The organism is Pseudoalteromonas sp. AOP7-A1-14 (assembly GCF_052376275.1).
Taxonomy (GTDB): Bacteria; Pseudomonadota; Gammaproteobacteria; order Enterobacterales; family Alteromonadaceae; genus Pseudoalteromonas.
The window spans coordinates 1-24,668 of sequence record NZ_JBQSVO010000049.1 but is presented as its reverse complement, the minus strand read 5'-3'; the positions used below and the strand labels follow the sequence as shown (position 1 = coordinate 24,668).

Sequence of the window (24,668 nt, the reverse complement as noted above, 5' to 3'; positions counted from 1 at the left end):
AAATGTTACAGATGGTAATACCCATGATTTTTCGGTATTACTAGGGGTTAATTCTGCAGATGGGCGTGGCAATTTAACGGCTTATGCAACACTACGTGAAGTTGATGCAGTTACACAAAATAACCGTGATTATAGTGCTTGTGCAATGGATATTAATAGCGATGGCGAACGAGTGTGTGCAGGATCTAGTACAATACCTACAGGTAGGTTTACTGACTTTGATACATTTGATTTGACAACCGATGGAAATACATTTGTAGATCGTGATGGCTTACTTTATAACTACGGGCCGCTTAACTACTTTCAACGTCCTGATACTCGTAAAACTTTTGGTGTTACAGGGCATTATGATTTGAGCGACTCTCATACTGTATATACAGAAATGAGTTATATGGATGATAGAACTGTAGCGCAAATTGCCCCTTCAGGTTCTTTCTTTAATTCGCCTGTTAATGTTCAGTGTAATAACCCTTTTTTATCGGAGCAACAATATAATAAATTATGTGTAACTCAAGGTTTAGGGGTAGATGATTCTGTTTCTATGTTTGTGGGAAAACGTAATGTAGAAGGGGGGGCTAGACAAGATGACTTACGCCATACTTCCTCTCGCTTTGTGTTGGGTATTAGAGGCGAAATAAACGATGATTGGACGTATGATGCATTTATGAACTTTGGTTCTGTTGCTTATATTCAAACTTATCAGAATGATTTATCAATTACACGTATTGGGCGTGCACTGCAAGCTGTCGAAGATGGTGACGGCAATATAGTATGTCAGTCAGTTGTTGATGGATCAGATCCCTCTTGTGTACCTTGGAATGTATTCAACCCTAGTCAAATAGATCAAAGCCAGTTAGATTATTTAACTATCCCACTTTACTCTCGAGGAGATACAAAGACTAAACAATTAAGCGGCTATGTTACTGGTGATTTAACTGATGCTGGCGTGGTTGTTCCTGGTACATCAACAGGTGTAGGTGTTGTGTTTGGTCTTGAGCATCGTAAGGAGTACCTAACCTTAAATCCCGATAGTAACTTTACATCTGGAGATGGTGCTGGCCAAGGCGGACCAACGAGCGGCGTGACTGGTGAATTTGATGTGAGTGAATTTTTTACAGAATTAAACATTCCGCTTATAGAAGATACTTCATATGCTGAGTATATTACCTTAGAGCTTGCTTATAGATACTCAGACTACTCTACTGATAAGCAAACTGACACCTATAAAACAGCCTTTGATGTGCGCTTTAATGAACAGGTGGGCTTAAGAGCGAGTTATCAACGAGCGGTACGAGCAGGTAATGTTCGTGATTTATTTAGACCATCAGGAATCGGGCTATTTAACTGGGAAGACCCATGTGGAGCTGGTGCAGAGAATCCACTTACACAAGAACAATGTGCTAGAACCGGTGTTACTGCAAATCAGTATGGTTCAAATGCACTAATAAATGATGCAGGACAATATAATTCTGTTACAGGTGGTAATCCTGACTTATCACCCGAAAAATCAGACACCTACTCATTTGGCCTTTTATTGTCACCAATTGATAACCTAGATATCGCTATTGATTATTTTAACATAACAGTAAATGATGCTATCCAAGCGATACCTGAAGCAACAATTCATAATGAATGTGCTGTTAATGGCAATGATGAGTTTTGTGATTTAATTAATCGGGACCCAAGTACAGGTTCGTTATGGATCGGTAGTAATGCCATTACAGCAACAGATATTAACATTGGTAAAGTTGAAACTGCAGGGGTAGATTTTGATATTTCATATCGCTATTCACTTGATGATTTAGGTGCTATGCGCTTTACGTTAATAGGTACGTGGCTGGATACATATTCGGTTCAAAATTTACCTGGCGGTGATACGGATGATTGTGTAGGTTATTGGGATCGTGCTGTTTGTGGTGCGCCGATGCCTGAGTTACGTACAAATTTAAGTGCAACATGGATAACGCCATGGGATGCAAACATAACTGCTAAAGTACGCTATTTTGGTGATGCCGATGAATATACACGTAATCAACAAAATGAAGTTGTAGCTGGGCCAACATCGCTTAATGCACAAACATATTTTGATTTGGCAGGTAGTTGGAACGTGGCCTCTGATATTAGTTTAAGAGCGGGTATTAATAATGTATTTGATGTCACCCCGCCACTAATACCTAACGGCCCATCAGGTATTGCTAATGGTAATATTTTCCCGGGTTCGTATGATGCACTAGGGCGCTATTTATTTGCAGGTTTTACTTATAGCTTTAATTAATAGTTAAATAATAAAGCCAAACAGAGTGATCTGTTTGGCTTTATTTTATAGGAATAAAATGAAAAGTATTATATTACTCAGCATGTCTTTAATTCTTTGTGGGTGTACTACCTCCCAAGATAAAGTGGCAGCTGAGTCATCAAATATAGAGACTGAAGTAGTCAGAAGTGCAAGTGGGTATAAATGCGAGCAAGAGATTATTACAGGCACTAAGTTCAAAAAAAAGCGCTGTCGTACAAGTGAACAAATCAAAAGAGATGAAGCTCAAGCTAAAGAAATGTTAAGATCTCAAAGAAGCTCTGCGGGCTCCCAGAATGATTAAACATTACTGTTATCTCGGTGTCTTTAAGTATAAATATTTAGGTGGTGAGTCATAGCTTGCTATGTGTTTTCTTTGATACTGTTTGTATATAAAAAAAGCCCTTTCGGGCTTTTTTTATATCTATGTTTTAATTAGTTTGCCGATTAAAGTTTAGCAAATGCGCGTTTAGCGGCGGCAATAGTGTCGCTAATTTCTTGTTCAGAGTGCTCTGAGCAAACAAAACCAGCTTCAAACGAAGAAGGTGCTAAATATACACCTTCTTCAAGCATTAAATGGAAGAATTTTTTAAAGCGCTCTAGATCACACTGCGTAGCTTGTTGGTAAGTAGTTACTTTTTCTTGTTCAGTGAAGAAAAAGCCATACATACCGCCCGCGTAGTTTGTGGTAAGTGGTATACCGGCTTCTTTTGCTCCCGCCTCAAAGCCTTCACATAAGGCTTTTGATTTTGCTTCAAGATCGTCATGTAAGTTAGTTTGTTCAATTAACTCTAAGGCTTTTAGGCCGGCAGCCATTGCGATTGGGTTGCCTGACAAGGTACCTGCTTGATAAACCGGGCCTACAGGGGCAATATAATCCATTATTTCAATTTTACCGCCAAATGCACCAACAGGCATTCCACCGCCAATAACTTTACCTAAACAGGTTAAATCTGGGGTGATGTTGTAATAAGATTGTGCACCGCCAAGAGCTACGCGAAAGCCGGTCATTACTTCATCAAAAATAAGTACTGATTTGTACTCATCACAGACTGCCCGCAAGCCCTCTAAGAAACCTTCAACAGGGGGAATACAGTTCATGTTACCGGCAACGGGTTCAACAATGATACAGGCGATTTCGTCTGCGTACTTTTCAAAAATAGCTTTTACTTCATCAAGATTATTAAACGATACTGTTAGCGTATGTTTAGCAAAGTCCTCAGGGATCCCCGGTGAATTTGGCACGCCCATAGTCAGTGCGCCAGAACCAGCTTTAACAAGTAATGAGTCAGCGTGGCCGTGGTAGCAACCTTCAAATTTTAAAATTTTGTCTCGGCCGGTAAAGCCACGTGCTAAACGAATTGCACTCATTGTTGCTTCAGTGCCAGAGTTTACCATGCGGACTTTTTCAATTGATGGTACGAGTTGCTTTACTTTCTCAGCCATGAAAGTTTCTGTTTCAGTTGGTGCGCCATAGCTTAGGCCGTTTTCAACTGCTTCAAGTACAGCTTGTTTAATAGCAGGGTGATTATGGCCCATGATCATTGGCCCCCACGAGCCTACATAATCAATATAACGATTACCATCTGCATCAAATGTGAACGGCCCTTGTGCTTTAGTGATAAATAAAGGTGTGCCGCCAACTCCATTAAAAGCACGAACCGGTGAGTTTACGCCACCTGGAATTGAAGCTTGGGCGCGGTCAAATAAATCTTGGCTAATAGTCATGAAAAATCCTATTGAGTTGTCATGTTTAAATTAAAAAATCGGCATTAGTATCTGTTTAGCTATTTTGTTTACGGCTAAACCATGGCACCGTCATTTCATATTGGTCAACTTTATCTGCAACATCTAAAGTCAGTGCAAAAAGTGCCATGCGAATTAATACGCCATTTTGTACTTGGCGGAAAATAGCTAAATTGTCATTGAGATTTAAATCGTTATCAAGCTCGTTGGCTTCAAGACGACTGTCACGAGGTAAAGGGTGCATTAGTACCGAGTTTGGTTTGCAATGAGCGTTATAGATTGATTGGCTAATTCTAAAGCCGCCACGGTATTTGTTTGCCTCTTCTTGTGAAGGGAATCGTTCTTCTTGAATACGCGTTTGATAAACAATATCGGCCGCAAGATTACCTTCCATCTTATTTACAATTTCAATTTTATGGCCGGCGTTATCAACCGCATCTAAAATAGAGGTCGGCATTTGCAAACCATCAGGCGCGACCATTGAAAATTTAATATCTTTGTAATGGCATAGTAGCTTTGATAATGAGTGGACGGTGCGGCCATATTTTAAATCACCGACTAGCGCGATATGCATGCCATCGATATTTTGCGCAAAACGATTTAGTTCGCGCTCAATGGTTAGTAAATCCAGTAATGCTTGTGTTGGATGCTCATTGGCACCATCTCCACCGTTAATTACAGGGACACTACAGCCAGTTGCAAATTCGGCTACTGAGCCAGAGTCAGGATGACGCATAGCGACTGTATCCGCGTAGGCCGAAATAACTCGAGCAGTGTCGTATAGTGACTCACCTTTAGCCAATGCAGAGCTTTGCATGCCGGTGGTTTCTCGGACTAACCCGCCCAATAAATTAAACGCAGTTCCAAAGCTTACACGGGTTCGGGTACTGGGCTCAAAAAATAAATTTGCTAAGATTGCGCCCTCCAATACATTGGTGCGCTTTTGTTTTTTAGCATAAGGCTCCATTTTTTTGGCAACTGCAAAAATACGTTCAATACAGTCGCGATCGAGCTGATTGACAGAAAGAATATTTTCACCTTGGAAACTTAACATGGGGTTTTCCTATCACATTTAAAAAGGGCGAAGCGCACAATTAATATGGCCTCGCAATCCGCGCTACTATAGCAAATTTTTTACAAGCTAGGTTTAGTGATGGCTAAAAAGACGATGACTAATAGTATAAGCACCGGAAGCTCGTTGAATAGGCGATAAAAACGATGGCTACGCGTGTTTCTATCGTGCTTAAAATCACTTAATAACTTAAAGCAATAAGCATGATAAAGGTAAAGCACAATCACCAGCACTAACTTGTAGTGCAGCCACATGCTGTACTTAAACCATTCGCGGCCATACTCTACAATAGTAAGTATACCAAAAACAGCAGTTAATATGGCAAATGGCGTAACAAAGTATAATAGCCGACGTTCCATTACTTTAAGCATGGAGTTGCACGCTTTTTCTTCACTCATGGCGTGGTAAACAAATAATCGAGGCAGGTAAAAAATCCCTGCAAACCATGCAATCATAAAAAAGACATGTAAGGATTTATAAACTAATAAAGCAGTCATGTGACTCCGTTTCGTTAAATTATTATAAACTGTTTCTTATGGTCAGAATGTGACTGATTTTATCCCAGCGCATAATCCCCATAATTTGTTGATTGTCGAGTAGGTTATAAACATACACGGCGCCACCACGTTTATCTTTTAATAAGTCAAACGCATCCGCAAGGGTGGCTTGGCTACTAACACCTTGCAGTGAGACATATTTTATATTTATGCTTTGATCAGACATTAAGCTCAAATCATACTCCGCCAACTGATAGCCGTTGTCTTCATCATAAACAATCAATGGTGTTTGGCTATTTACTGCATCTAACGTAGATTTTATTTGTTCTTTATCATTTGAGTAAAGTAACTTAAAATTTTCGTCCATTTCAGCAATCACTCCGACCTTTTGTAAGGCCTCAGTTGCGGGAGATATTTGATATTCTAAACCTTGAAAATCAAGCTGCTGTAAAAATATAGAACGATTACCAAACACTTGTAAAGCGGTTACATAAGCCGCTGATATAACTAGCATCGCAGGAACAATAATTTCTGGGCTTGAAGTTAGCTCCATCACAGTGGTGAGAGCCGCAAGAGGCGCATGCAAGGTGGCAGCCAAAAGCCCTGCCATTCCAAGTACACTATAGGTGCCTGCTATATCCACTTCAGGACTAATAAACTGGGCAAAAAATGCCATTAAAGTCCCCATTAAAACGCCAAGCCCAATAACCGGGCCGATAATCCCGCCTGGAATACCTAAGCCAATAGCAAATAAGGTGGCTAGTAATTTGGCGATTAAAATAGTGGTTAACAGTTGCACATTGTTCGGTGTTTCAATGGCAAGGGTAATTGCGCTCATTCCTGAACCCATAGCTTGTGGCACTAAATACGCAATGCCCCCGGCAATTATCCCCGCAATTAATAGGCGCGGGAACATACTTAATGGTTTAAAGGTACGAATGATCAGCATCAAGTTTTGATTAAATGCAAAAGCCACTGCACCGAGTGCCATACCAAATAAAATTAAAAACGGATAGTGCCAGCCACTGAGAGGATTAACAACAATAAGCGCAAGCTCTGAGGCATTACCAAAAACAAATTGAGTGGCTAAAGCACCGGTGACGGCCGCAAGCATAATAGGTACGAAAATATGTACTTTATATTCCCTAAGTACGACTTCCATAACAAAAATAACCGCAGCCAACGGGGTGTTAAATGACGCGGCAATACCCGCTGCAATACCGCAGCCACTTAAGGTACGCATGGCATTATGAGGTAAATGCAGTTTATCAGCGAGTAAGCTAGCACCTGTTGCTCCTATATGTACTGATGGGCCTTCACGGCCAACCGAAAAACCACTAATAAGAGCTAAAGCACCACCAACAAATTGATTTACAGTGTTGTAAATAGGCATGTGGCCGTAGTAGCGTTTAATACGATGAATTACAAACGGAATACCCAAACGGTAGTGTTTAAAACCAGTAAATGCGGCAAATAAAGCAATTAAAAAAGCGGCAATAATAGGCAGCAGCACTCGCTCAAGTGTTGGCAGCGTAGTGAAGTCGTCAGGGGTTTCTAAAAATAAGCCTTGGAAGAACAAGATAGTGAGGCGAAATAAAATAATTAAAAACGCAGCAACCAATCCTGTGCTTACTCCCAGTAAGCACATCTGTACTGATGTTCTAGGCTTTGCTAGTAGACGCCTTAGCGCTTCAAGCCACATGCATTTTTCCTCATCGCACTTTTTCAGACCGCAGTTTAGCAAATGATGCTGGCTAAGTCGTTGGGACTTTGCAAAAAAGTGAGGGTTTTCGCTGGCATAAATTATATGCTACTGAATAGTTAATTGGGCGATTAAAGTTTACCATTTTTTCGTTAGTCTGAGCTGTTTTTCACGCTTGTGTACATTATTTCATTAACCTTTAGAGCCGTGTATCAAAGTTTATTGCGTTATCATGGAAGTTACGTAGCTTATGTTCGCTGCTACTTGATGCTCCTACTGCCCAGTTGTTTATAGGATACAAATTGTCTTAATAATTCATTGCATCGCTATTTGTACTTACTTAGCCGTTAGCACCAAACAGATGATACAAAATGCGGTTTTATAGGGTTCGTTACGGTGGCCTTAACTTTTAAAAAATACAGCTAATAATAAAAAGGCGATTTTTAAAATAAATATAGCTCAAGAAGAAGTGCTTAGCCATTTTTTAAGCATTACTTTGCGCTATACTTGATTAAAACACTCGGGTATTAGATAATCACGGCAATATAGGAATTGAGGGGTTTGGTATGTCAGAAGAATTACCGATTAAATTCAGCGAAGCAGCTGCTGTACGTGTAAAACAATTAATCGACGAAGAAGAGAATCCTGAACTAAAACTGCGTGTTTACGTAACAGGTGGTGGTTGTTCTGGTTTTCAATATGGCTTTACCTTTGATGAAAAAGCCAACCCAGGTGATTTAGAAATCGTTAAAAATGGCGTAATGCTAGTTATTGATCCGATGAGTATCCAATACTTAGTCGATGGCACGGTTGATTACACAGAAGGACTTGAAGGAGCTCGCTTCTTCGTTAATAATCCTAATGCGACAACCACGTGCGGGTGTGGCGCTAGTTTTAGCGTATAGTGATAAAAAAATACAGTGTAAACTAAGCCGCTTTGAAGCGGCTTTTTTGTACCTGTTGGTTTAAAGTATCAACCAGTTATTACCTTGTTTGCTTGTATTACCCATTATTTACTGTAAAAAGTTTTAGTAAGCTACAGGTGCAACGCTTATGTAGTGTGCTAATTATCTAAATTCTGTTATTTGGATCATCAACACAAAAAATCCCAGCACAAATACAGAAAAGCCTAAAATATAAGCAAAACCTTTCTTGCCTTTTTTTATTGGAACATTATTTTGTTTAAGAAAAAAGTACCAACCAACGCAAAGTACAATCGGTAATAAAAACAATAATCTAAACATCTAATCACCTAACTAAAATTAATATACCTTCTATTTAAGCACAGATTTAGGCTAATACACGAAAAATAAATTATCACAAATAGGTTCAATTATATAAATTTTTTGTTACATTAAATTGGAATTAATTTTGGAGTATTTGCTTTAATATTAGTTATTGGGCTAGGTTAGTGTGTCGTTAGAGTCTATACCTAAAAATAGTATGTTGCTTGTAATTAGTTACTTCCCGCAATTGCTAATAGTATACAATGTCTTTAAGAGTGAGGCGGACAAAATTTCACTCTGGTATGTATACCAATTTTATTAAAATATGATCATTGTCGAATATAAACAGCTCATTAACTGCGTTAAAGCTTATTTATATGTGATTACATGGATGTATTAAAGTAGAGCAATACAGGAGCAATTGCACAGAGCAACTATATATCATTATTTTTCCGTGTTATTGAACCACTTCTCTGTCGCAATAATCGATCATTAATTCAATACAATTGGTATGGTTAACTTTAAATCATCTAGTAGGAGATGTTTTTTATGATGGGTAAAACAGTTTCTTCTGAAGAAAATTCAAAATTAACAAAGTGGCTTAAAACTAAACGTCATGAGAAAGGCCATACAATGCGTAGCCTTGCTCAAGTTCTTGGTACACCGCATTCATTTATTGGTAAAGTTGAAAACCAAGAGCGTCGTTTAGATGTGATTGAATTTTTACGCTACTGTGATGCGTTAGAAGTTGACCCATATGAAGGGTTAGGCTTACTAAAAGAAGACTAAATTACTCCCAGTTTATTCAACTTATACCAATGAGGTGCAAGGATGCACTCGTCTATTCAAAGAATCCTACTCTTATTAATATCTTTAACTACTTTGTTGACCATGGTAACTGTTTTCAAGTTGGTAGAGTTTATGTCTTATTATATATAAAAAGGTTAACGACGGTAACACCATTAGTGCGGTTAAAAGAAAAAATAGCGACCAATTACCTGCCAGCCAATCATCAATGACCACGCCACTGTAACTTGATAGTAAGGTTCTGCCTAAATTACCTAAAGATGCCAATAATGCATAGTGGGTAGCACTAAATGCGCGATTACAGAGCATTGATATAAATGCCACCATCGCCACTAAAGACCATGCTTGCGTGAATCCATCAACAACAACTGCAATAGCATATAAATGTTCTTGTGGGCCTGCAAGCGCTATCCATGAAAACATTAAATTAGAGACAGCCATAGCCACACCACTAATAAATAAGCCTTTAACAATACCGTATTTATGATTAAAAATACTGCCTAAAAAAGCAAATATAATAGTAATAAGGCCAGTACCTAATTTAGAATAGTTAGCTATCTGGGTGTTTGAAAAGCCTACTTCTTTATAGAATACAATAGACATTCTCGCTAAAAAAGCTTCGCCAATTTTAAATAAAAAGATAAATGCTAATAACGCGAGGGCTGTTTTAACGCCATTACGAGCAAAGAAGGTTCTAAATGGGTCGATAACGGTGACGGCAAGCCAAGCAAATACTTTACTTAAATGGGAATTATTGGAGCTGGGTAATTTTTGCTGATATTGGCGCTCCAGTTCGGCGTGTACTGCTTCGCGATTTGACTCTGGTTCTTTAGCCCAAAATACGCTGCTCATTAATAGCAGCATTAAACCGGCTAAAATATAATAAACTTGTGGCCAATCAATGCCTGGCATATCAGCCATATAAAATGGGATAGCACCTAATAATGCATAGCCGCTCCACCAGCCCGATGTTGCCATTGCTGCTGCTGCTGTGGCTTTGTGGCTTTCGCTTTCCGCGAGGGTATCAATCCTAAAAGCATCAATGGCAATGTCTTGGGTGGCAGAAGCGATAGCAATTAATAAACAAAGCGCGGCTGCGATACCTAAGTCGGCGGTAATATCTAAACCCGCAAGTAATATTACGCCAAGTAAAATAAAACACTGGCAAAGAAGTATCCAGCTGCGGCGTTGACCAAGCCAATTGTATAAAAAAGGCAGCTTGATACGGTCAACTAATGGCGACCACAAAAAGTTGATGCTGTAAGCGCCAAAGACAATACCAAATAAGCCAATCATGCCACGGCTCATCCCTTCATCTTGTAACCATGCCGACATCACTGAGCCGATTAAAACCCAAGGGAAACCGCTGCTCATACCAAAAATAAACACGTTGATCAGACGCTTATCTTTGAAGTAGCTAAAGTATTCAGAAAGTGAGATTGATTTATTCATGCGGCCTTCATGGCAGTCAATAAGCGCAGCCAAGCTGCGCATACATTAGGTTATAACGGAGTTGGGTCTAATATTTTAATATTTAAAATAACAACAGGCTTTTTGGGTACAAAATCGTAACCTATTTTATCGTTAAAGCCGGTTTCAACTTTCATTATTTTGTCTAAAGTTTCATAGCCTTCCATGACATTACCGAATACAGCAAAACCCCAATCACGACCAGGGTTTAGATGGTCGTTGTTATCCATGTTAAAAAAGAATTGCCGAGTGCCTGAATGCGGTTCGCGATCTTGGTAGGCCATCGCAATACTGTACATATCGTTTTTAAGGCCATTCCCACTTTCGTTAAAAATAGGGTCGCCTTCATACACACCATCGTATTTTTTATCATAACCGCCGCCTTGAATCACAAAGTCGCGGTCATTTTCTACGTCACGTTCAATACGGTGGAATACCGTGCCTTGGTAACTACCATCAGCAACGTAAGTTAAAAAGTTATTGACGGTAATGGGCGCACGAGAACGGTCGAGTTCAACAGTAATATTACCAAGCGTGGTAACAATCTCAACGCGTGGGAAAATATTGTCTTTTTGCACAAAATGGCCTTCCTGTGCAGCTTGCGCGTTATACGCAAAAAGTAACAAAAAACTAACCATAAAAAAGCGTTTCATATTTAACCTTCTAAAAATTCGAGTAATTCTGAATCTGTTACCATGCGGGTAATTAGTTGTTCAGTCAACTTATTGAGCTGGCCTTCAATTTTTGCTCGGTCATGACTGAGTGGCCCTTCTAGGTTTGCACTACCACGATATACTTTACTGAAATTGCTCGAGTTATTTATCACTCGTAGACCGAATTCAATCGTTGCTCGGCTAGTGTGGCTCATCATTTTTTCTGTAACCACGGCTTGCAGTGCATGAATATCAACTTCAAAACGCGTCGTTGCAAGGTTTGAAATTCTTGCTCCATTTCGGCTTAGGGCAGTGTCTAAAGTGCTTTTTATTGACGCTGTTAGCCCTTGGCTAGCAAGAGTTTTAGTTTTGTCTGAGTCAATTATTTTTAATGTCGCGGTTTCACCACGTAAATCAATCACGCTGGTGCTGAGGCTTTGTTTAATGTTGCTTAACTGGCCGCCTTTATATACAGGGTTCAAAATAACCTGATTAGGTTGATTGCTACATGCTGAAATAGTCGCAAAGGCAGAGCATGCAAGTATAAACTTTAGCAGCTGGATTTTCATAGCGTTCCATTATTTTTAGTTGAGCTTAAAACTACAAATTTCTTATTCGAACCTAACAGTGTGCAATTACCAAACATGCGTTTAAGCTTGTCATGATAATCTAAGTGACGATTACCAATAATGCGTAATTCACCACCATTTTTTAATGTATCTTTTGCTTGTTTAAACATTTGCCATGCAATATGGTCAGTAACAGCTTGTGCTTGGTGAAAGGGTGGGTTGCACAGCACGATATCAACACTTTCACGGTCAAAATTACTGAGGCAGTCATTTTCAATAAACTCACAGCTTTCAAACCGCTCAGGTAAATTATTTTCTATTGTTAGCCGTGCAGATTCAACGGCCATGTACGACTCATCTACAAATGTTAGTTCGGCGCTTGGGCAGCGGCTAAGTGTCATTAAGCCCACCACACCATTACCACAACCTAAATCAATAATTTTTTTTGATTTACTGGTTTGCGGTAAATAATTAAAAAAGAACCGTGCGCCTATATCTAAAGAATCACGAGAAAACACATTGGCATGATTGCTAATGTTAAACTCGGTTTTTTCAAGCTCCCAGGTAACTGGAAATTCAGACGCTTTATAATCATACTGAGCATGACTTATGATCAAGCGTGATTTTTTAACCGCTAAACTAGTTTTAGTTTCGCCAATAAAGTGTTCAAACGCTTTGATGGTCGAATTATGTATATCTTTTGTTTTCCCTGCTGCAATAACAGGGGTGCCTTTAGTCAGTATGTCGCTTAACTCCGATAGCTGGTACTGCAAAAAACCAACGTTACGTGGAACTTTAATTAATACTAAATCTATGTCTGATGGTAACGCCGATAAACTATCAAGTTGACTAAATTTCGCGGTGCTTAATTTGTTTTCAGCTAAATTATAGGCTGCGGCTTGATGGCTAATATACGAGTCGTTTACTGAACAAACCGTTAACTTATTAAATGCACAAGCAAGTGCGCCAAAACTGTCGTTTAAAATTAATAAAGAACGACAATCAGGGTGATGTTCTGCTACATAATTGATAAGGTATTCATCACCAGAATCCCACGCCTGTAAACTGCGATTTTTTTGATCCAATGGAAAGCGTTCAAGAGTATAAGTATTTTCGCCGAGCTGTACTTGAGTGGTCATCATGGTTTTGTGATCAGTAAACAAAAGTAGGTAAATTCTAACATGCAACGGCAAAACGCCAACCCTAATTACTTACCAAATGGCTTTTCTTATCAAGCAAAAGCAATAAGTGCGCAAAAAAGCCTCGATTTATTCTATTTTTTACGAGATAACCTTAATTGGCAGCAGCCTAACATTACGCTTTTTGGTAAAACCCAATCCATTCCTCGTTTGGAATGTTTTATCGCTGATAAGCTAGTTAGTTATGGTTATTCGGGAACGACGCCAAATGTTGAACCTTGGCCTGAAGTACTGGATGCCATGCGCAAGCGCTTAATTTTTCAGTATAAAGTCCCTTTTAATGCCCTATTGGTTAACTTATACCGTGATGGTAATGACTCGATGGGATGGCATAGCGACAATGAAAAAGAGTTGGGGGTAGAGCCAACAATCGCATCTGTTTCGCTTGGGGCAGAGCGACCTTTTAAAATAAAGCATAAAATTAGTAATGCTATTTATACTATTAATTTACAAAGTGGCAGTTGTTTGATGATGAATGGCACCAGCCAACAAGATTATATGCATGCTTTACCTAAGCAGAAACGCCTAACTCATCCGCGAATAAATCTTACATTTCGGTATGTAATTTTATAAGCAAATTGATATAGTAACGCTACAATTATGTATAATGAGCTTAAATTATGTCAATGCAACAACAAATACAAAGCAAATTAGCGCAATCGATTGCCTGTAAACATCTTAATGTCATAAATGAAAGCCACATGCACAGCCGCGGCAGCGATTCACACTTTAAGGTGATTGTGGTGAGCGAACAGTTTAGCGGTAAACGTTTATTACAGCGCCATCGTGAGGTAAACGAAGCGCTAAAAGATGAGCTAGCTAAGCATATACATGCACTAGCGATTCACACATTTACCCCTGAAGAATTTGATGAGCAAGATAATGAAGTGGCAGACTCACCGGCTTGTTTAGGTGGCTCAAAGGTCGATTAATGAAGACGGTGTGATCAGTATTTGCATTCTTATTTACTGATCAGACCTGTATTTTTGCTATTAGCCTTTAAACTAGCGCTAATTTTTAATGTGATAGATATAGGATGATCAATGGTCATTAAGCCTAAAATTCGTGGATTTATCTGTACTAACGCCCACCCAGTTGGCTGTGCAGAGCATGTACAAGAACAAATTAATTACGTAAAACAACAAGGGGCATTAAAAAGTGCGCCTAAAAATGTTTTAGTTATTGGTGCATCAACAGGTTATGGCCTAGCATCACGCATTACAGCTGCATTTGGTGGTGATGCTAAAACTTTAGGTATTTTCTTTGAAAAAGAAGGCACCGAACGTAAAACAGGTTCAGCAGGTTGGTATAACACTGCAGCTTTTCAAAATGCAGCTGATGAAGCAGGGCTTTGGTCTAAAAATATTAATGGTGATGCGTTTTCGAACGAAATTAAGCAAAAAGCAATTGATACCATTAAAGCTGACCTAGGTAAAATCGATTGTGTTATTTATAGCTTAGCCTCGCCGCGTCGTACTGATCCAAATACCGGTGAGACATATACATCAACACTTAAGCCAATTGGTAGTGCAGTCACCACTAAAAATCTAAACACCTCAAAACGTGAAATCGATGAAGTTACCGTAGAAGCGGCGAGCCAAGATGATATAGACAACACCATTAAAGTAATGGGTGGCGAAGATTGGGAAATGTGGATTAACGCACTTAAAGAAGCTGATGTATTGGCTGATAACTTTAAAACCAGTGCGTACACTTATATTGGTAAAGAGTTAACATGGCCAATTTACGGTCACGCCACTATCGGTAAAGCTAAAGAGGATTTAGACCGTGCAACAGTTGCTATTAAAGAATCGACGAAAGCATTAAACGGCGAAGCGTATGTTTCTTCGTTAAATGCAGTAGTAACACAAGCAAGCTCGGCTATTCCAATTATGCCTTTGTATATTTCTGCATTATTTAAAGTAATGAAAGCAGATGGCACCTACGAAGGTACTATTGAGCAAATTCATGCTTTGTTTTCTGAAAACTTATACGGTGACTCGCCACGCTTTGATGACGGTGGTCACTTATTCCAAAACTACAAAGAGTTAGAAGATGACGTGCAAGCGCGTATTCAAACTGTTTGGGATTCAGTTACTACAGAGTCAATTGATGAATTAACCGATTATGTTGGTTACCATAATGAGTTTTTACGATTATTTGGTTTTGGCATTGATAGTGTTGATTACGAGCAAGAAGTTGACCCAATAGCGCCAATTACGAATATGATCGATTAATTTATTTTGTTTATTTGAAAAAGTCGCTGAGGCGACTTTTTTATTATCTTAATTTAGAGGTTAACCCTACAAAATAAACAGGATTCGTTTAATTCCCACTTCCTCGCCAGCAATACCACTTTGGTCTATATTGAATTTTATTCAGAGTGATAGATTGTAAAAAATAATCCTATCTACCGTATAATTTTTATATTTACACTCGCATAGTGACCCTGATTGATGTTAAAATTCGCGCAATATATATGAGGAGTTTACTGCGTTGCTGGTTTTATGGTTAAACGAGCGGGTCTATGCGAGTGTGCATTTGGCTTGATTAACCGAAATGCGACGTGGTTGGTATGATTTTTCAGTTTCTTTCCGTTAATGTAGTGCAAGTGCGTATGATCAATATAAAAAAAGGTCTGGATTTACCCTTAGAGGGCGCACCTCAGCAAGTTATTCATGATGGTTCTACCGTCAAACGTGTAGCTGTGCTAGGTGAAGAGTTTATTGGTATGCGTCCAACCATGCATGTTCGTGTGGATGACCAAGTGAAAAAAGGCCAGGTACTTTTTGAAGATAAAAAGAACCCAGGCGTCCTATTTACTGCACCAGCTTCTGGCACAGTAAAAGAAATTAATCGTGGTGCAAAACGTGTGCTGCAATCTGTTGTTATTGAAATAAATGGCAGTGAGCAAATCACCTTTGACTCTTTCTCGGCTGATGAGCTTTCGAGCTTAGACCGCGAAAAAGCTAAAGAAGTACTAATCCAGTCAGGTCAGTGGACGGCGCTTCGTGCCCGGCCATTTAGCAAAATTGCGGCAGTGGATGCAAATCCGAGTTCAATTTTTGTGACCGCTATCGACACTAACCCGTTAGCTGCAGATCCTGCGGTTATCATTGCTGAAAATGCAGCTGCATTTGAAGCGGGTTTAGCCGTTGTATCGCGTTTGACTGATGGTAAAGTATTTGTTTGTAAACAAGCAGGCAGCCAAGTGCCAAGTTCATCAATTGCTCAAGTAGAAGTACATGATTTTGATGGCAAACACCCAGCTGGCCTTGTTGGCACACATATTCATCATTTAGACGCTGTTTCAGCGAGCAAACAAGTTTGGCATATTGGTTACCAAGACGTTATAGCGTATGGTCAATTATTCCTAACTGGCGAGATCTTTACTGATCGCGTAATTGCTTTAGGCGGCCCTCGTGTTAAAAATCCTCGTTTAGTTAAAACTCAACTAGGTGCAGCGATGGATGATTTAGTTGCTGGAGAGTTAGAAGACGGTGATAACCGTGTTATTTCTGGTTCTGTTTTATCGGGTGCTATTTCTGCAGGTCCTCAAGCGTTCTTAGGTCGCTACCATGTTCAAGTATCAGTATTACTTGAAGGGCGTGAAAAAGAATTGTTTGGTTGGATCAGACCTGGAAGCGACAAGTTCTCTGTAACTAGAACCTTCTTGTCTCATCTAATGCCAAACCGTCGTTTTGATATGACAACTTCTACTGGTGGTTCAAAACGTGCCATGGTGCCAATTGGCAGCTATGAGCGTGTTATGCCGCTAGATATCTTGCCAACACTTTTATTACGCGACTTAATTGCCCGTGATTTAGATGGTGCGATTGCACTGGGTGCGCTTGAGCTTGATGAAGAAGATTTAGCGTTATGTACCTTCGTTTGTCCGGGCAAGTACGAGTATGGTTCCATCCTACGCGATTGCTTAACAACGATCGAGAAGGAAGGCTAGAGAGATGGGTTTAAAGAAATTTCTAGAAGATATCGAGCCGCATTTTGAAGCTGGTGGTAAACATGAAAAATTTTATGCGCTGTATGAAGCAGCGGCAACTATTTTTTATACCCCAGGCTATGTAAATAAAGGCGCGACACACGTTCGTGATAACATCGACCTAAAACGCATGATGATTTTAGTGTGGATGGCGACGTTCCCAGCCATGTTTTTTGGTATGTTCAATATTGGTCATCAGGCTGCTGGAGCAATTGCACAAGGTTTTGAACTTGCAAACTCTTGGCAGGTTGGTTTGTTCCAACTATTTGGTGGTGAGTTAACCGCTGAGTCAGGTTGGGGCGCAAAAATGTTTTACGGGGCATGCTTCTTCCTCCCTATCTATGCAGTAACATTCGCTGTAGGTGGTTTTTGGGAAGTAATATTTGCCTCAGTGCGTAAACATGAAGTAAACGAAGGTTTCTTTGTAACTTCGGTATTATTCGCACTTATCCTTCCTGCAACGATTCCTTTATGGCAAGTTGCGTTAGGTATTACATTTGGTGTGGTAATCGCTAAAGAAATATTTGGTGGTACTGGCCGTAACTTCCTAAACCCTGCATTAGCGGGTCGTGCGTTTTTATTCTTCGCATACCCTGCACAAATTTCAGGTGACACAGTATGGACCGCAGTAGATTCGTTCTCTGGCGCGACTATGCTTGGTCAAGCGTTTGTAGGGTCACTTGATTACAGCAATATGGCTCTTTGGTGGGATGCGTTTTATGGCTTCATCCAAGGTTCAATGGGCGAAACATCAACACTTGCAATATTGTTCGGTGGTTTGTTCCTTGTTTATGTGCGTATAGCTTCGTGGCGTATCGTACTAGGTGTATTCCTAGGTATGGTTGCAACGGCATTTTTATTAAATGCGATTGGCTCAGACACTAACCCTGTATTTGCTATGCCTTGGCACTGGCATCTAGTGTTAGGTGGTTTTGCGTTTGGTATGTTCTTTATGGCGACTGATCCAGTTTCAGCCTCATTTAGTAATAAAGCAAAGTTTGCTTATGGCGCATTGATTGGTGTTATGGTAGTGATGATCCGCGTAGTTAACCCTGCTTTCCCTGAAGGTATGATGCTAGCGATTTTATTTGCTAACTTATTTGCACCATTATTTGATCACTTTGTAGTGCAAGCTAATATTAAGCGGAGGTTGGCACGTAATGTCTAGTAATAACGAATCAATCGGCAAGACGCTAGGAGTTGTTGTTGCACTATGTTTAGTGTGTGCAGTTATCGTATCGTTTGCTTCAGTTCAGCTTCGCCCTTTACAGCAAGCTAATAAAACACAAGATATTCAAAAAAATATCTTAGCGGCAGCAGGTGTTAATCAAGTTACTGATGTAGCTGAAACCTTTAACGCTAAAATTGAAGCCCGTGTTGTAGATATGAAAACCGGCGAGTTTGTTGAGGATGTTGATCCTAACTCATTCGACTTCGAGAAAAGTAAATTTGATCAAGAGATCAGCTTTGCATTGAAAGAAGAGGGTATTAAAGACATAGCTGGTATTCAGCGTATGACTGAAAATTCACCTGTGTACTTATCTAAAAAAGAAGATGGTTCAACTGATGCGATCATTTTACCCATCCAAGGTTATGGCCTTTGGGGTATTATGTATGGTTTCTTAGCGCTTGAAAGCGATGGCGAAACACTTAGAGATATCAACTTTTATAAGCATAGCGAAACACCCGGTCTTGGTGGCGAAATTCAAAACCCACAATGGACTGCAAAATGGAAAGGTAAAGAATTACCTATCGATGTTGTTAAAAGTGGTGCGAATAATGAGCATAAAATTGATGGCTTATCAGGTGCCACACTAACGTCAAACGGTGTTGATAATACAGTTGATTTTTGGACTGGTGAGCACGGCTTTGGTCCTTTCCTTGAGAAAGTACGTAAAGGAGCGTTGAAATAATGGCTGATACTAAAGAAATGAAGTCGGTCCTATTTGGCCCGGTATTCGCAAATAACCCAATCGCACTACAAGTACTTGGTATTTGTTCAGCGCTTGCGGTTACTTCAAGTTTAAAAAATGCCTTAATCATGTCAATCGCATTGACGCTGGTAACTGGTTTTTCGAGCTTGTTTATCTCATCTATTCGTAATCATATTCCTTCATCTGTACGTATTATCGTGCAAATGACTATCATTGCATCATTGGTAATTGTGGTAGACCAAGTACTACAAGCATTCTCTTATGCTACGGCAAAAGAGCTTTCGGTATTTGTTGGTCTAATCATTACTAACTGTATCGTAATGGGCCGTGCTGAAGCATATGCAATGAAGTCACCACCAATTATGTCATTTCTTGATGGTATTGGTAATGGTTTAGGCTACTCAGTCGTGCTATTAACAGTGGGCTTTATTCGTGAATTATTTGGTAAAGGTTCGCTATTCGGTGTTGATATTATCCCATTAGTACAAAATGGTGGTTGGTATCAGCCTATGGGTCTATTGATTTTACCACCGAGTGCATTCTTCATCATTGGTTTATTCATATGGGTACTTCGTACTTATAAGAAAGACCAAGTAGAAGCGAAAGCGTAAGGGGCGAACAGTGGAACATTATATTAGTTTATTTGTAAAAGCGGTTTTTATTGAAAACTTAGCTTTAGCCTTCTTCTTAGGTATGTGTACTTTCCTTGCAGTATCAAAGAAAGTAACAACGTCTATCGGCCTAGGTGTGGCAGTTATCGTGGTGCTGGGTATTTCAGTACCGGTTAATAACTTGGTTTATCATGCGGTTCTTGCACCTGGTGCTCTCGATTGGCTTGGTTACCCTGAAGCGGATCTTAGCTTCTTACGTTTCTTAACTTTCATTGGTGTTATTGCAGCACTGGTGCAAATTCTTGAAATGGTATTAGATAAGTTCTTCCCTTCACTTTATAACGCGTTAGGTATCTTTTTACCGTTGATCACAGTTAACTGTGCAATCTTTGGTGCAGTATCTTTCATGGTTGAACGTAACTATAACTTCAGCGAGTCTGTGGTCTATGGTATCGGTTCTGGTGTAGGTTGGGCGCTGGCAATTACATTACTTGCTGGTATCCGTGAGAAAATGAAATATTCAGACGTGCCAGATGGCTTACGTGGTTTAGGTATTACCTTTATCACTGTGGGTCTGATGGGGCTTGGCTTTATGTCATTCTCTGGTATTTCACTGTAAGGTAGCGAGGATAAATCATGAATGAGATTTTCTTAGGCGTTGGTGTTTTTATCGCTATCGTTGTACTGCTAGTTTTAGTCATCATTGGTGCTAAATCTCAGTTAGTTGCAAGCGGCGACATTATCATCGGCGTAAATGGCGATCCAGATAAAGCCATTACAACATCTGCGGGTAGCAAGCTTTTAGGGGCACTATCTGAGTCAGGTATTTTCGTATCATCTGCATGTGGTGGCGGTGGCTCTTGTGGCCAATGTCGCGTTAACATCAAAGAAGGTGGCGGTGATATCTTACCAACAGAGCTTGATCATATTTCTAAAGGTGAGGCCCGTGAAGGCTGTCGTTTAGCGTGTCAGGTTAATGTTAAGAACGACATGGAAATTGAACTCGAAGAGTCAATTTTCGGTGTTAAAAAGTGGGATTGTGAAGTTATCTCTAACGATAACAAAGCAACGTTCATTAAAGAACTTGTATTACAAATTCCTGATGGCGAATCAGTGCCGTTTCGTGCCGGTGGTTATATTCAAATAGAAGCCCCTGCGCATCACATTAAATATGCTGATTTCGATGTACCAGAAGAGTACCGTAGCGATTGGAATCAATTTGGTTTCTTTGACCTGGAGTCAAAAGTAGACGAAGAAACAATTCGTGCTTACTCAATGGCTAACTATCCGGAAGAAGAAGGCATCATTATGCTTAACGTGCGTATTGCTGCTCCACCACCAAGAGATTTAAGCTTACCTTGTGGCAAAATGTCATCGTACATTTGGTCACTAACAAAAGGCGATAAAGTGACTATCTCTGGTCCATTTGGTGAGTTCTTTGCAAAGCAAACCGAAGCTGAAATGGTTTTTGTTGGCGGTGGTGCTGGTATGGCGCCGATGCGTTCACATATCTTTGACCAACTTAAACGCTTAAACTCTAAGCGTAAGATAAGCTTTTGGTATGGTGCTCGTTCTGAGCGTGAAATGTTTTATGTTGAAGATTTTGACGGCCTAGCCGCTGAAAATGACAACTTTGTATGGCATACAGCATTGTCTGATCCACAACCAGAAGATAACTGGGAAGGTTACACAGGCTTTATTCATAATGTGTTATACGAAAACTATTTAAAAGATCACGAAGCGCCAGAAGATTGTGAGTACTACATGTGTGGTCCTCCAATGATGAACGCAGCTGTTATCACTCTACTTAAAGACTTAGGTGTTGAGGAAGAGAACATTTTACTTGATGACTTTGGTGGCTAACATTTGCAATAACACTGATACCAAAACTGTTTAGTTTTAGGTAAAAGACCTGCCTCGTAGCACCTAGTGTTATGAGGCTTTTTTTATTTTTATTTTTATTTTTATTACCTAAGTAGGCTGCTATGAATAAAGTTTCCTCCACTCAGGGCATTATTGCCTTATTTTTTTTAACATGTGCTTTATTCATTGCTGGCTGTGGCCAAAATGATGAACCTCAAGAGTTATATCTTGAAGGTGAAACCATGGGCACCACTTTCCATATTAAAGTGTTTGCTAAACAAGAAAAGTTAGATTCACTCAATTTACTGCCAGAGGTAAATGAGCTTCTAAAAAATATTAACCAATCGATGTCGACCTATATTAGCGACTCAGAAATAAACCAGTTTAATCAGCTCCCTGCGGGGCAGGTTATGCCTATTAGTGATGACTTTAGAGCGGTTGTGAGTGAGTCAATACGCCTTGGTGAGTCAACTAAAACCCTTGATGTAACCATGGGGCCGCTAATTGATTTATGGGGGTTTGGCCCGGATAAAAAGCCCACTAAGCGTCCAAGTGATGCTGAGCTTGCTGCAATGACAGGCAATATTGGGATTGATAAGCTTGTTTTAACAGAGCAGGGTTTAGCAAAAACGAGAACCGGCTTAGAGTTGTCGTTTTCTGCAACCGCCAAAGGCTACGGTATTGATAAAGTAGCTGAGCTATTAGAAAGCCATGATTTAAGTAATTATATGGTTGAAATTGGCGGAGAGCTTCGAGTTTCAGGAATAAAAGCAAACAATATCAACTGGAAAATAGCCATCGAGCAACCAGACGCATCTACGGGAGCGCGCTCGGTACACAAAGTACTTAATCCTGGTACAAATGGCATTGCTACTTCTGGCGACTATCGTATTTTTTACGAAATGGATGGTGAAACGTATAGCCATTTGATTGATCCGAGGACAGGCATGCCGAGTCGTCATGACTTAGTGTCAGTAACTGTATTACATCCATCAGCAATGACCGCAGATGGCTTAGCAACGGCACTGACTATAATGGGTACGGAAAAAGCGCAAGAGTACGCACAAAAGCACGATTTAGCGGTGTATCTTATATCTAAATCGAATGACGGTTTGGTGACTTATTCAAGTCCTGCATTCAAACCATATTTGTAGCAAAGCGCAAAGCGGTTTATAATACATTTAGCTCAGCGACTTGCTGAGTGTTATTTTGTTGCTGAATAATAGGGGCTAAGCAATGTCACTTTTTCTTCTTACTTTTTGTTTACTAATTTTAATTGTCGCAGCAATGGCTGTGGGTATGATAGTGCAAAAGAAATCAATGGCCAGCAGTTGTGGTGGTCTAGGCTCTGTCGGTATTGATAAAGCTTGTGACTGTGACGACCCATGCGACAAGCGCAAAAAGCGTATGGCTAAAGAGCAAGTGTGGAAAGAAAACCAAATCTTTTAACCGCTCTTCAATTATAAGAATACTTGTAAGCACTACATGCAAAGTATTAAAAAAAAGCGCCTTGAGGCGCTTTTTTTGTGTTAAACAACTATAGCTCAACTAGTTTACTGCCAAGCACAGCATATTCAGCTTGATGCTTATTATTTTTAAGTAAAAAAGCGGCGCTGCTGTGAAGAGCAGGTAGCGCAGACGCATTCTTAGCGCATGAGTAGCTTAACCAGTCACTTTGGTTATTTAGTAGCGTGGGATCTCCTGAGAAACAGCTGTAGCCTTCTTTTAGCAAAGTGCGGTAACTTTCGTTGGTCAGTGTTAGTGGCTCTTTTAATGAATAAGCCGATCCTATACTAAAGGTTAGCTTGCTAGCATCAAGTTCACTAAAACCTTGGCGAATACTACTAATATCGCCAAGCTCATTTATACGTGGGTAAATTCCTTTATTGTTGATGGCGATATCAATAGCGTAATCGCCTTGCTTGTTTATAACATTGACATTATCAATCAGTAAATCAACCCATGCATTACTTTCATTAAAGGGGATTGCATTATAAGTTGCGACTTTTTGTTGTTGCCAAGTGCCTGAAGCTAGTGAATCTACGGCATCTTTATACATCACACGGTTAACCTTGCGGGCAACTTGGCGATTTGGATCATCAGCATAAGCACCTGACTCAATCAAAATAGTACTGATACCCATTTCTGAAAAGGTATCGCCGAAGCTGCGATATGAATAACTATCGTTATATTTGGCTAAGTGATTAGGAATATGTTGCTCAACACTATCGCTTAAGTGTGCAATTAACTGCATAGCGTTACCACGGCTTTTGTTAATTTCGCGAGCGTTATTATAAGCTGGTGCTAATACTGAAATAGTTGCAGGCTTGCCTTTAGGACCTACGCCGTAGTATGGGTTTTGATCATGAAGGTTAAAGCCAAAGTGCGGTTTGAACTCTTTAGCTGCAGCCATTAATATTTTGCCTTCTAGGGTGCGCTGGGCTTTTGCATCACGATTTAAATCAATGCCTTGAGCATTATAGCGAGTTTGCTTTTGTGCGCCGTCAGGGTTGAGCATTGGAATAATCATTAATGAAATTTTATCTTGCCAGCTAGTGCGCCATTGCTTGTTTTTATCATCTGTAATGTAACCTAAAAAGTCCATGAGCGCAGCTGTAGCGGTATTTTCATCGCCATGCATTTGGCTCCACATCATTATCTTGATTGGTCCAGAGCCAATGTATAGAGCATCTATAGGTTGTCCTAAGTAAGACTTCCCCAAGTTTTTAGTTTTGATTGTCGGATGAGCTGAAAATTGAGTTAAAAGAGGGGTGATATCACTGTGCTTAATTGCCGGTTTATTTAGTCCTTGCGTTTCGAAATCAGTAATAGGTACAGCGCTTGCTATAAAAGAAAAGCTCAGTGTCAAAGTTAAAAAAAATTTACGTGTCATCATTGCATCCTAATATTCTTATTTAGATTTTTATAAAGAATATAATATTTAAATGTGTGCGTCTAAAAAATATCCTTAAAAACAAACCTGCTATATAACTCATAATAAATAATAGCTTTATCTAGCTTGAAGT

24 protein-coding genes are annotated in these 24,668 nt (G+C 39.8%); 15 read left to right on the top strand and 9 right to left on the bottom strand.

The window, feature by feature from the left end:
- On the top strand, positions 1-2,275 hold a 2,275-nt coding region (locus ACT3RM_RS09375; protein WP_441996740.1), incomplete at its 5' end, for a TonB-dependent receptor domain-containing protein.
- A gap of 58 nt (positions 2,276-2,333) precedes the next feature.
- Positions 2,334-2,597, top strand: coding sequence for a hypothetical protein (locus ACT3RM_RS09370; RefSeq protein ID WP_441835253.1), 264 nt, complete (start codon positions 2,334-2,336; stop codon positions 2,595-2,597).
- A 143-nt stretch (positions 2,598-2,740) separates the two neighbouring features.
- Here the strand turns inward: ACT3RM_RS09370 and hemL are convergent, their stop codons facing one another.
- The 4 genes from hemL to ACT3RM_RS09350 all read right to left on the bottom strand — a co-directional run bounded on the left by hemL (position 2,741) and on the right by ACT3RM_RS09350 (position 7,310).
- Positions 2,741-4,021, bottom strand: coding sequence for a glutamate-1-semialdehyde 2,1-aminomutase (gene hemL, locus ACT3RM_RS09365; RefSeq protein ID WP_441835254.1), 1,281 nt, complete (start codon positions 4,019-4,021; stop codon positions 2,741-2,743).
- 55 nt (positions 4,022-4,076) lie between these two features.
- Positions 4,077-5,093: an aspartate carbamoyltransferase gene (locus ACT3RM_RS09360; protein WP_441835255.1), complete on the bottom strand. Its 1,017-nt coding sequence runs from the start codon at positions 5,091-5,093 to the stop codon at positions 4,077-4,079.
- Positions 5,094-5,173: 80 nt separating this feature from the next.
- Positions 5,174-5,608 (bottom strand): CopD family protein, encoded by a 435-nt coding sequence (locus ACT3RM_RS09355; RefSeq protein ID WP_441835256.1) that lies wholly within the window; start codon positions 5,606-5,608, stop codon positions 5,174-5,176.
- 22 nt (positions 5,609-5,630) lie between these two features.
- Positions 5,631-7,310 carry a chloride channel protein gene (locus ACT3RM_RS09350; protein WP_441835257.1) on the bottom strand — a complete coding sequence of 560 codons (1,680 nt, stop codon included), beginning with the start codon at positions 7,308-7,310 and terminating at the stop codon, positions 5,631-5,633.
- Positions 7,311-7,876: 566 nt separating this feature from the next.
- On the opposite strand from ACT3RM_RS09350, the gene erpA reads away from it, so the two are divergent.
- A complete protein-coding gene (gene erpA / locus ACT3RM_RS09345) occupies positions 7,877-8,215 on the top strand; it encodes an iron-sulfur cluster insertion protein ErpA (RefSeq protein ID WP_441835258.1) in 339 nt (112 codons plus the stop codon).
- A gap of 870 nt (positions 8,216-9,085) precedes the next feature.
- Complete coding sequence (locus ACT3RM_RS09340; protein WP_441835259.1) at positions 9,086-9,325, top strand: helix-turn-helix domain-containing protein; 240 nt, start codon at positions 9,086-9,088, stop codon at positions 9,323-9,325.
- A gap of 84 nt (positions 9,326-9,409) precedes the next feature.
- Here the strand turns inward: ACT3RM_RS09340 and ACT3RM_RS09335 are convergent, their stop codons facing one another.
- Genes ACT3RM_RS09335 through ACT3RM_RS09320 form a run of 4 tightly spaced genes read right to left on the bottom strand, consistent with a single transcriptional unit; the run spans position 9,410 to position 13,174 of the window.
- Positions 9,410-10,795, bottom strand: a complete 1,386-nt coding sequence (locus ACT3RM_RS09335) for an AmpG family muropeptide MFS transporter (RefSeq protein WP_441994839.1) — start codon at positions 10,793-10,795, stop codon at positions 9,410-9,412.
- Between the two features lie 50 nt (positions 10,796-10,845).
- Positions 10,846-11,466: a peptidylprolyl isomerase gene (locus ACT3RM_RS09330; RefSeq protein WP_441835261.1), complete on the bottom strand. Its 621-nt coding sequence runs from the start codon at positions 11,464-11,466 to the stop codon at positions 10,846-10,848.
- A 2-nt stretch (positions 11,467-11,468) separates the two neighbouring features.
- Positions 11,469-12,035: a YajG family lipoprotein gene (locus tag ACT3RM_RS09325; protein WP_441835262.1), complete on the bottom strand. Its 567-nt coding sequence runs from the start codon at positions 12,033-12,035 to the stop codon at positions 11,469-11,471.
- Positions 12,032-13,174 (bottom strand): methyltransferase, encoded by a 1,143-nt coding sequence (locus tag ACT3RM_RS09320; RefSeq protein ID WP_441835271.1) that lies wholly within the window; start codon positions 13,172-13,174, stop codon positions 12,032-12,034. The genes ACT3RM_RS09325 and ACT3RM_RS09320 overlap by 4 nt, the downstream gene beginning before the upstream one ends.
- Positions 13,175-13,216: 42 nt before the next feature.
- Here ACT3RM_RS09320 and ACT3RM_RS09315 point away from each other — a divergent pair, with 42 nt between their 5' ends.
- The 11 genes from ACT3RM_RS09315 to nqrM all read left to right on the top strand — a co-directional run bounded on the left by ACT3RM_RS09315 (position 13,217) and on the right by nqrM (position 23,091).
- Positions 13,217-13,807: an alpha-ketoglutarate-dependent dioxygenase AlkB family protein gene (locus tag ACT3RM_RS09315; protein ID WP_441835263.1), complete on the top strand. Its 591-nt coding sequence runs from the start codon at positions 13,217-13,219 to the stop codon at positions 13,805-13,807.
- A gap of 47 nt (positions 13,808-13,854) precedes the next feature.
- Positions 13,855-14,166 carry a BolA family protein gene (locus ACT3RM_RS09310; protein WP_441835264.1) on the top strand — a complete coding sequence of 104 codons (312 nt, stop codon included), beginning with the start codon at positions 13,855-13,857 and terminating at the stop codon, positions 14,164-14,166.
- 111 nt (positions 14,167-14,277) lie between these two features.
- Complete coding sequence (gene fabV, locus ACT3RM_RS09305; RefSeq protein WP_441835265.1) at positions 14,278-15,471, top strand: enoyl-ACP reductase FabV; 1,194 nt, start codon at positions 14,278-14,280, stop codon at positions 15,469-15,471.
- 380 nt (positions 15,472-15,851) lie between these two features.
- Complete coding sequence (locus ACT3RM_RS09300) at positions 15,852-17,195, top strand: Na(+)-translocating NADH-quinone reductase subunit A (RefSeq protein ID WP_441835272.1); 1,344 nt, start codon at positions 15,852-15,854, stop codon at positions 17,193-17,195.
- A gap of 4 nt (positions 17,196-17,199) precedes the next feature.
- Complete coding sequence (locus ACT3RM_RS09295) at positions 17,200-18,402, top strand: NADH:ubiquinone reductase (Na(+)-transporting) subunit B (protein WP_441835266.1); 1,203 nt, start codon at positions 17,200-17,202, stop codon at positions 18,400-18,402.
- The gene (locus ACT3RM_RS09290; protein ID WP_441835267.1) at positions 18,395-19,147 is read left to right on the top strand and encodes a Na(+)-translocating NADH-quinone reductase subunit C; all 753 of its coding nucleotides are present in this window, start codon (positions 18,395-18,397) and stop codon (positions 19,145-19,147) included. The genes ACT3RM_RS09295 and ACT3RM_RS09290 overlap by 8 nt, the downstream gene beginning before the upstream one ends.
- Positions 19,147-19,779, top strand: a complete 633-nt coding sequence (locus tag ACT3RM_RS09285) for an NADH:ubiquinone reductase (Na(+)-transporting) subunit D (RefSeq protein ID WP_441835268.1) — start codon at positions 19,147-19,149, stop codon at positions 19,777-19,779. Before ACT3RM_RS09290 ends, ACT3RM_RS09285 begins: the two co-directional genes overlap by 1 nt.
- 10 nt (positions 19,780-19,789) lie before the next feature.
- The gene (gene nqrE, locus ACT3RM_RS09280) at positions 19,790-20,398 is read left to right on the top strand and encodes an NADH:ubiquinone reductase (Na(+)-transporting) subunit E (RefSeq protein WP_441835269.1); all 609 of its coding nucleotides are present in this window, start codon (positions 19,790-19,792) and stop codon (positions 20,396-20,398) included.
- A gap of 17 nt (positions 20,399-20,415) precedes the next feature.
- Positions 20,416-21,642 (top strand): NADH:ubiquinone reductase (Na(+)-transporting) subunit F, encoded by a 1,227-nt coding sequence (nqrF, locus tag ACT3RM_RS09275; RefSeq protein WP_441835270.1) that lies wholly within the window; start codon positions 20,416-20,418, stop codon positions 21,640-21,642.
- Positions 21,643-21,764: 122 nt separating this feature from the next.
- Positions 21,765-22,796, top strand: a complete 1,032-nt coding sequence (locus ACT3RM_RS09270; protein WP_441836646.1) for an FAD:protein FMN transferase — start codon at positions 21,765-21,767, stop codon at positions 22,794-22,796.
- 82 nt (positions 22,797-22,878) lie between these two features.
- Positions 22,879-23,091 carry a (Na+)-NQR maturation NqrM gene (gene nqrM / locus ACT3RM_RS09265; protein ID WP_441836645.1) on the top strand — a complete coding sequence of 71 codons (213 nt, stop codon included), beginning with the start codon at positions 22,879-22,881 and terminating at the stop codon, positions 23,089-23,091.
- Between the two features lie 88 nt (positions 23,092-23,179).
- On the opposite strand, the gene ACT3RM_RS09260 is transcribed toward nqrM, so the two are convergent.
- Positions 23,180-24,535 carry a M14 family zinc carboxypeptidase gene (locus tag ACT3RM_RS09260; protein WP_441836644.1) on the bottom strand — a complete coding sequence of 452 codons (1,356 nt, stop codon included), beginning with the start codon at positions 24,533-24,535 and terminating at the stop codon, positions 23,180-23,182.
- Positions 24,536-24,668: the final 133 nt, after the last annotated feature.

Excerpts from the sequence above, each read along its gene's own strand:
- ACT3RM_RS09350 (WP_441835257.1), bottom strand. The coding sequence starts at position 7,310 with ATGTGGCTTGAAGCGCTAAGGCGTCTACTAGCAAAGCCTAGAACATCA.
- ACT3RM_RS09300 (WP_441835272.1), top strand. The coding sequence starts at position 15,852 with ATGATCAATATAAAAAAAGGTCTGGATTTACCCTTAGAGGGCGCACCT.
- fabV (WP_441835265.1), top strand. The coding sequence starts at position 14,278 with ATGGTCATTAAGCCTAAAATTCGTGGATTTATCTGTACTAACGCCCAC.
- nqrF (WP_441835270.1), top strand. The coding sequence starts at position 20,416 with ATGAATGAGATTTTCTTAGGCGTTGGTGTTTTTATCGCTATCGTTGTA.
- ACT3RM_RS09315 (WP_441835263.1), top strand. The coding sequence starts at position 13,217 with ATGCAACGGCAAAACGCCAACCCTAATTACTTACCAAATGGCTTTTCT.
- erpA (WP_441835258.1), top strand. The coding sequence starts at position 7,877 with ATGTCAGAAGAATTACCGATTAAATTCAGCGAAGCAGCTGCTGTACGT.
- ACT3RM_RS09355 (WP_441835256.1), bottom strand. The coding sequence starts at position 5,608 with ATGACTGCTTTATTAGTTTATAAATCCTTACATGTCTTTTTTATGATT.
- ACT3RM_RS09325 (WP_441835262.1), bottom strand. The coding sequence starts at position 12,035 with ATGAAAATCCAGCTGCTAAAGTTTATACTTGCATGCTCTGCCTTTGCG.
- ACT3RM_RS09320 (WP_441835271.1), bottom strand. The coding sequence starts at position 13,174 with ATGACCACTCAAGTACAGCTCGGCGAAAATACTTATACTCTTGAACGC.
- ACT3RM_RS09270 (WP_441836646.1), top strand. The coding sequence starts at position 21,765 with ATGAATAAAGTTTCCTCCACTCAGGGCATTATTGCCTTATTTTTTTTA.
- ACT3RM_RS09360 (WP_441835255.1), bottom strand. The coding sequence starts at position 5,093 with ATGTTAAGTTTCCAAGGTGAAAATATTCTTTCTGTCAATCAGCTCGAT.
- ACT3RM_RS09290 (WP_441835267.1), top strand. The coding sequence starts at position 18,395 with ATGTCTAGTAATAACGAATCAATCGGCAAGACGCTAGGAGTTGTTGTT.
- ACT3RM_RS09340 (WP_441835259.1), top strand. The coding sequence starts at position 9,086 with ATGATGGGTAAAACAGTTTCTTCTGAAGAAAATTCAAAATTAACAAAG.
- ACT3RM_RS09335 (WP_441994839.1), bottom strand. The coding sequence starts at position 10,795 with ATGAATAAATCAATCTCACTTTCTGAATACTTTAGCTACTTCAAAGAT.
- ACT3RM_RS09330 (WP_441835261.1), bottom strand. The coding sequence starts at position 11,466 with ATGAAACGCTTTTTTATGGTTAGTTTTTTGTTACTTTTTGCGTATAAC.
- nqrM (WP_441836645.1), top strand. The coding sequence starts at position 22,879 with ATGTCACTTTTTCTTCTTACTTTTTGTTTACTAATTTTAATTGTCGCA.
- hemL (WP_441835254.1), bottom strand. The coding sequence starts at position 4,021 with ATGACTATTAGCCAAGATTTATTTGACCGCGCCCAAGCTTCAATTCCA.
- ACT3RM_RS09295 (WP_441835266.1), top strand. The coding sequence starts at position 17,200 with ATGGGTTTAAAGAAATTTCTAGAAGATATCGAGCCGCATTTTGAAGCT.
- ACT3RM_RS09260 (WP_441836644.1), bottom strand. The coding sequence starts at position 24,535 with ATGACACGTAAATTTTTTTTAACTTTGACACTGAGCTTTTCTTTTATA.
- ACT3RM_RS09310 (WP_441835264.1), top strand. The coding sequence starts at position 13,855 with ATGTCAATGCAACAACAAATACAAAGCAAATTAGCGCAATCGATTGCC.
- ACT3RM_RS09285 (WP_441835268.1), top strand. The coding sequence starts at position 19,147 with ATGGCTGATACTAAAGAAATGAAGTCGGTCCTATTTGGCCCGGTATTC.
- ACT3RM_RS09370 (WP_441835253.1), top strand. The coding sequence starts at position 2,334 with ATGAAAAGTATTATATTACTCAGCATGTCTTTAATTCTTTGTGGGTGT.